The organism is Rhizobium sp. SVR5-2C (genome assembly GCF_056755115.1).
In genome coordinates this window covers 1-5,940 of the sequence record NZ_JBNDHT010000232.1, presented here as the reverse complement: position 1 = coordinate 5,940, position 5,940 = coordinate 1, and the positions used below count along the sequence as shown (strand labels likewise).

General features: G+C 60.0%; 10 protein-coding genes. 9 read left to right on the top strand and 1 reads right to left on the bottom strand.

Features of this window, described 5'->3' with window-relative positions; translation table 11 throughout:
• Positions 1–75 precede the first annotated feature (75 nt).
• The gene (locus ACPYOI_RS34465; RefSeq protein ID WP_481419341.1) at positions 76–612 is read right to left on the bottom strand and encodes a DUF1003 domain-containing protein; all 537 of its coding nucleotides are present in this window, start codon (positions 610–612) and stop codon (positions 76–78) included.
• Positions 613–1,080: 468 nt separating this feature from the next.
• Here ACPYOI_RS34465 and ACPYOI_RS34460 point away from each other — a divergent pair, with 468 nt between their 5' ends.
• From ACPYOI_RS34460 to ACPYOI_RS34420, 9 genes are all read left to right on the top strand, one after another.
• Positions 1,081–1,839 (top strand): peroxiredoxin-like family protein, encoded by a 759-nt coding sequence (locus tag ACPYOI_RS34460; RefSeq protein ID WP_481419340.1) that lies wholly within the window; start codon positions 1,081–1,083, stop codon positions 1,837–1,839.
• A 222-nt stretch (positions 1,840–2,061) separates the two neighbouring features.
• On the top strand, positions 2,062–2,520 hold the full coding sequence (gene msrB, locus ACPYOI_RS34455) for a peptide-methionine (R)-S-oxide reductase MsrB (protein ID WP_481419339.1): 459 nt from the start codon (positions 2,062–2,064) through the stop codon (positions 2,518–2,520).
• The gene (gene msrA, locus ACPYOI_RS34450) at positions 2,517–3,032 is read left to right on the top strand and encodes a peptide-methionine (S)-S-oxide reductase MsrA (protein WP_481419338.1); all 516 of its coding nucleotides are present in this window, start codon (positions 2,517–2,519) and stop codon (positions 3,030–3,032) included. Before msrB ends, msrA begins: the two co-directional genes overlap by 4 nt.
• Before the next feature lie 35 nt (positions 3,033–3,067).
• Positions 3,068–3,556: a peroxiredoxin family protein gene (locus ACPYOI_RS34445; protein ID WP_481419337.1), complete on the top strand. Its 489-nt coding sequence runs from the start codon at positions 3,068–3,070 to the stop codon at positions 3,554–3,556.
• Between the two features lie 170 nt (positions 3,557–3,726).
• Entirely contained in the window at positions 3,727–3,981 is a 255-nt protein-coding gene (locus tag ACPYOI_RS34440; protein ID WP_481419336.1) for an SUMF1/EgtB/PvdO family nonheme iron enzyme, read from the top strand.
• Positions 3,887–4,120: an SUMF1/EgtB/PvdO family nonheme iron enzyme gene (locus ACPYOI_RS34435; RefSeq protein WP_481419335.1), complete on the top strand. Its 234-nt coding sequence runs from the start codon at positions 3,887–3,889 to the stop codon at positions 4,118–4,120. Before ACPYOI_RS34440 ends, ACPYOI_RS34435 begins: the two co-directional genes overlap by 95 nt.
• 52 nt (positions 4,121–4,172) lie before the next feature.
• Positions 4,173–4,427 (top strand): DUF2171 domain-containing protein, encoded by a 255-nt coding sequence (locus ACPYOI_RS34430; protein WP_168833573.1) that lies wholly within the window; start codon positions 4,173–4,175, stop codon positions 4,425–4,427.
• A gap of 123 nt (positions 4,428–4,550) precedes the next feature.
• On the top strand, positions 4,551–5,579 hold the full coding sequence (tal, locus tag ACPYOI_RS34425) for a transaldolase (RefSeq protein ID WP_481419334.1): 1,029 nt from the start codon (positions 4,551–4,553) through the stop codon (positions 5,577–5,579).
• A 154-nt stretch (positions 5,580–5,733) separates the two neighbouring features.
• Positions 5,734–5,940: DUF427 domain-containing protein (locus ACPYOI_RS34420; protein WP_481424038.1), on the top strand; the 207-nt coding region annotated here is incomplete at its 3' end.

Genomic DNA, 5,940 nt, shown 5'->3' with positions numbered 1-5,940 from the left:
CCTGAGGTTGGAAAGAGTGGCGTCTTGATTTCTGAAGGGGAAATCACGTGTCGCCATCGAATTTATAGCCGATCGTTATGAAGCCGGATCTATTACCCCGCGCAGTTCCAAGACGGTCGACGGTGTCTCGCTTGTGGCGCGATCGAGCAACATGGTCAGGCGCATTACCGCCTCGGTCAACTTGAGAACTTCCTGCTCTCGCAGCTGGTCTATCTTCTCATGAAGGAGCTCGATCTCAAGTTCTGCCTTCACATTGATTCTGTAGTCGTTCTCGGCGGCCCGGCGGTCGATGTCCTGCTGCCGGTTCTGGCTCATCATGATAACGGGAGCCGCGTAAGCGGCCTGGAAGGAGAGAGCGAGGTTCAAGAGAATAAACGGGTAAGGGTCCCAGCCGCTCATCGCGCCCGCGACGTTAGTCGCAATCCAAGTAACCAAAACCGCACTTTGGATTATAATGAATGTCCACGATCCCATGACGCTCGCTACCGCATCGGCGATCCTTTGTCCGAAGGTCACATGCTCGATCGCCGGAATCTCGTCCGCGGCCTGGACGCGGAGCGAGCGTCGCAACCGCCTCAGGCTGTCGAGCAGGTGCTGCTCTTCCTGCTCCATGAAGTCTACTCCTCCGCTCGTCTCGTCCACCTGTCAGCACCCCATTTGCCTGGTCGCGCGGCCGCGGCCCCGCCGTTTCTTGCACGCATCTTCAGCCGACTCGCCGCGTGCGGCAGCGTCTCGCCTGCGACAGAGTTCTCTCGTGGTTTCGGCCGTGGCGGAAAACCGTTAGGTTTTGGCGAAAGCTGCGTAAAGGTATTGACTCGATAACTACTCGGAATGCTGCCGAACCGGCGCGCCGCCATTAGCAGTTCAGCGTTTCAGCAACGCGGCTCACCGGTGAGACTTGCGCCGCCGGTTTTATCGTCTTCCCGCCAATGCTATGGCATCGATTTGATAGCCACGCATCATTGGAATCCGAGTTGAGCAACCTCCAATTGTGAGCCGTAGAAACCGGATGGGGACATCTATTGTTTCATTTTTCGGAATTCTGCGTGTCAATCTTTTCAATTGAGGGTCGGTAAGACAATGAACTACGACAAACTAAGGGGCGATCTGCTTGCTGCGTTCGGACCAGCAGATTGGGAGGCCTACGACTTTCTTGTAAAACGGATCCGGGAGCACGATTTCGCATCGCGCGCCTTGAATGTTGGCGACACCGCGCCGGACTTCTTGCTGCCGGATGCCGATGGTCGCTTGGTATCGTCCGAGCAGCTACGACGTGAAGGACCCCTGGTCATAAGTTTCTTCCGAGGTGGGTGGTGCCCCTATTGCACGGCCGAGCTCTGCGGCCTCCAGGCGGCGAAACAGGAGTTCGAGGATCTCAAAGCCAATCTCGTCGTTCTCAGCCCGGACACTGGAGGCTTCCCCCGCGAAATGAAGCGCAGCTTCGGCCTTGACCTCCAGGTCCTCGCCGACGTCGACCATGGCGTCGCCATGTCCTACGGCGTCTTGTTTTCAGTTCCCGAAGAAACCCGGGCCTATTACTCGAGCCTAAAAATCGATCTTGGGAAGAGGCACGGATCATCCATGTGGATGTTGCCGCTGCCGGCCACCTATGTCGTCGATCGCAATGGCCAAATCCAAAGCGCCTTTATAGAGCCGGACTTCACCATAAGGCAGGAACCTACTGAGATCCTCGCGGCCGTGCGTAGGCTCGCCGGGGAAAGCTTAGGCGAACCGGCCGGCGCTCGGTCACTCGGTCGCGCCAGAGTACGATTCCGCGATTCGCGTGCAAACACGTTAGTTCTCCCATCGTCCCTGGAACGGCGAACCGTCGCTCCGTAGCGTCGGTCCGTAAATGCTCCTTCGCTGTAACTTTGGCACTTTCGCCAGTACCCACCCGAATTTGTCACCTCCCATCGCGACCCCTCCTTCGCTACGGCATTCGCCGAGCGGCCCATCGAACCTGTATCGCTCTTCAGTCCAAGGCATCGATTCAATTCCCATCGGTCATTGGACCGGCGGCCTCCGGTTTCTTAACTCTAGGGCTCAAATGGAGGACAGCAGATGAGATCCTACAACAAGAATCCGGATGCGCTGTCTCGCCTCACGCCGGAACAATACCGGGTGACGCAGACCGACGGTACCGAACGGCCGTTCCAGAACGAGTATTGGGACAACAAAGAGCCCGGCATCTACGTCGACGTGGTGTCCGGCGAGCCGCTCTTTGCGTCAATCGACAAATTCGACAGCGGCACAGGCTGGCCGAGCTTCACGAAGCCGATCGAGCCGGAAAACGTCGTCGAGAATGTCGACAATACCCACGGCATGACCCGAACCGAAGTCCGCTCCAAGCATGGCGACAGCCACCTTGGCCACCTCTTCCCAGACGGCCCGCGCCACAAAGGGGGGTTGCGGTATTGCATGAATTCGGCATCGCTCCGGTTCATCCACCGTGATCAGCTGACGAGCGAGGGCTACGGCGACTACGCCAAACTCTTTTCCAAGCAGGAGGAAACCCGATGACGGCAACGACAGAACGCGCGGTTTTGGCCGGCGGCTGCTTCTGGGGCATGCAGCAGCTCGTTAGACGGCTGCCCGGAGTGGTCTCGACCCGGGTCGGATATTCGGGCGGAGAAGTCAAGAACGCGACCTACCGCAATCACGGCGACCACGCCGAGGCGATCGAGGTCATATTCGATCCGGCTGAGACGAGCTTCCGAAATATCCTGGAGTTCTTCTTTCAGATCCACGACCCGACGACGGTCGACCGCCAGGGCAACGACCGTGGCGCGAGCTACCGTTCGGCGATCTTCTATACAAGTGATGAGCAGAAGCGCGTTGCCAAAGACACCATCGCCGATGTTGAAGCTTCCGGTCTATGGCCGGGCAAGGTAGTCACCGAGGTGACCCCCGTCGGCGATTTCTGGGAGGCTGAGCCGGAGCACCAGGATTACCTGGAGCGTATTCCGAACGGCTACACATGCCACTTCATCCGCCCGCAATGGAAGCTGCCGCGGCGCAATGCGGCAGCCTGACTCGTCAGCCTCGCAAAGAAAAGGAGGTAGACGCAATGAAATACGGCATTTCCGGACGTCCAGCACCCGAGCTGTTCGTTCCGTACTGGATCGACGCGGAGGGCATGCACTGCCCACCGGTCACCGTGTCCTCACTCGGGCAGCGCCATCGTGTTCTGTTCTTCTATCAGCACTGGTGCCCCGGCTGTCACTCACACGGGTTCCCGGCTTTGTTATCTCTCATCGAGCGGACGCGGGATCGCGATGTCGCCTACGCCGTGGTGCAGACTGTCTTCGAGGGCGCCGAAACCAATACAGCTGAGCGACTCTCCGAGGACCAGAGACGATATGACCTGCGCATTCCCTTCGGCCACGAGGGGGGCCTACCCGGACACCGGCTTCCCACGACGATGGAAAACTATCGCACCGGTGGAACACCGTGGTTCGTCGCCGTCGACCCGGCAGGCGTAGTGCTGCAGGACGGCTTCGCTATCGCCGCGGAGGAATTCATCGCAGCGGTCGACAAGGCGCGCGCGCCGACGTGACGCCCCGGCGCCGGTCAAGATCCATCCTTACGCCGATCGGCGTAGAAACGCAGTCGACATCACCTAGTGTGCTTGCGTGCGCTCTGCTTCGCGGTCAGCAACAGCAAACCATTACTCAAGAGGTCTCCACATGGAACCAATGCGCTTATTCCAGTCGGCACTTGGAGCGAATGACTTGCAACGACGCTTTCGCTACCTGGGCCGACAAGGGCCTCCCCACGGAAAGCGAATGGGAGGTGGCGACACGGGGGGCTCGGCCTCGAGGGCAACTTCCTCGACGCGAACCGGCTGCGACCGAAGCCTGCAGCACCGCGCGCCGGACTGCAACAGATGTTCGGCGACGTCTGGGGGTGGACCCGCAGTCCCTTCACCCCATATCCAGGCTTCCGAGCCGTGGAAGGCGCCGTTGGCGAATACAACGGTAAATTCATGTCAGGGCAGTTCGTCCTGCGAGGCGGCTCTTGCGTCACGCCGCGAGGTCACGTCCGGGCCGGCTATCGGAACTTCTTTCCAGGCCACACCCGGTGGCAATTTTTCGGCCTGAGGCTGGCCGAGGACGTCTGAGTACATACGCGGGCGGCACGGCCGACGCGAAAGCCCAGCAAAGGAGAAGAGCATGAGCAGCGAAAAGATCGTCCCGGACATGGAAGTGATCGGCGCGGATGGGGTTCACGTCGGCACTGTTGATGCGGTCGTCGACGGCCGGATCAAGCTTGCCAAGCGCGACAGTGGTGAAGGCGCGCATAAGAACCACAACCACTTCATCGATCTCGGCCTTGTCGCTGAAGTCGAAGGCCAGAAAATTCGCCTGTCTGCAAACGCGGCAGTCGCTGTGACCTTCGAGGAGGAGCAGTCGGGAAGGCCTGTCTGAACCAAACACAGCAGGCGCGGAGGGAGCAACGGACGGGCGCCATTCAATAGCGCCACGGCGTGGACTCACTCGGCGAGATGCGCCTGGCCTACGCGAGCGGAAAGAAGTCGAAAGGAAAAGGCCATGACTTCCAAACTAGAGCAATTGCGAGCTATGACCACAGTTGTCGCGGACACAGGCGACATTGAGGCTGTGGCGCGATTCAAGCCTACCGACTGCACCACGAACCCTACCATCGTGCTCAAGGCCCTTGGGACCGAGGCTTATCGCCATGTCGTCGAAGAGGCTTTGTCGTGGGGGCGGGCAAAGACCGGTAACCCGCGATACATCGCAGCCGCGACCGCTGACCGCTTGGCGATCTCGGTGGGCATCGAGCTTTTGCGCCTGGTGCCGGGCTACGTGTCTACCGAAGTCGACGCGACGCTGTCGTTCAACGTCGCGGCGTCGATCGCCAAGGCTCGCCAGATCATCGCGGACTATAAAGAACGCGGCGTCGATCGTGAACGGGTGCTGATCAAGCTCGCGTCAACCTGGGAAGGGATTCGGGCGGCCGAAGTGCTTCAGCGGGATGGCATCAAGTGCAACATGACACTGCTCCTCAATCGGGCCCAGGCAGTCGCTAGCGCCGAGGCTGGAGCGTTCCTGATCTCGCCTTTCGTGGGCCGCATCTACGATTGGCACAAGAAGTCTCTCGGACGGGACCTGGCACCCGAGGAGGACCCGGGCGTCCGCTCGGTGCGTGACATATACAACCACTACAAGGCGAACGGCATCGGGACGATCGTGATGGGCGCGTCGTTTCGAAATACCGGCCAGATCGAAGCCCTCGCGGGGTGCGACCGGCTCACGATCGCGCCGGCCCTTCTCGACGCGCTCTCAACGGACGAGGGAAAACTCGCCCGCTCGCTCACCCCGGGCGCGCTGTCGCCGACGCCGCTCCGGGAGGAGGCCGATGCGATCTGCCACTGGTTCGTGAGCGAGGACGCAGTCGACATCAAACACCCGCAGCCGTCCGACCCGATGGACGAAATCACGTTCAGATGGATCATGAACGAGGACCCCATGGCTACGGAGAAACTGGCCGAGGGTATCCGCATATTCGCGCACGACCTACGGACTTTGCGCGAAACCATGCAACACCGCCTGCAATGATAGTTCGAAGACAGAAAACAAGACTCGGGCAGGAGGCGTTCGGTACAATAATTCCCCGTTGCAACGCATCCAGGCCCGGCCGGCTACCGAGCCGCGATCGAGGGCGGCGCAGGGCGCGTGCCACGAAAGGCTACGGCCAACGAAAGGAAAAGAAATGACATCGGCGACATGGAATGGCTTGAAGATAGCGGAATCGGACCAGACGATCGTGGTCGAAGGAAACCACTACTTCCCCCCTGAGGCCGTCAAAAAGGACTTCCTTCGACCGAGCTCTACTACCAGCCGGTGCCCATGGAAGGGAGTGGCAAACTACTATTCCTTGGAGGTGGACGGGAAGACGAACAAAGACGCGGTCTGGTAC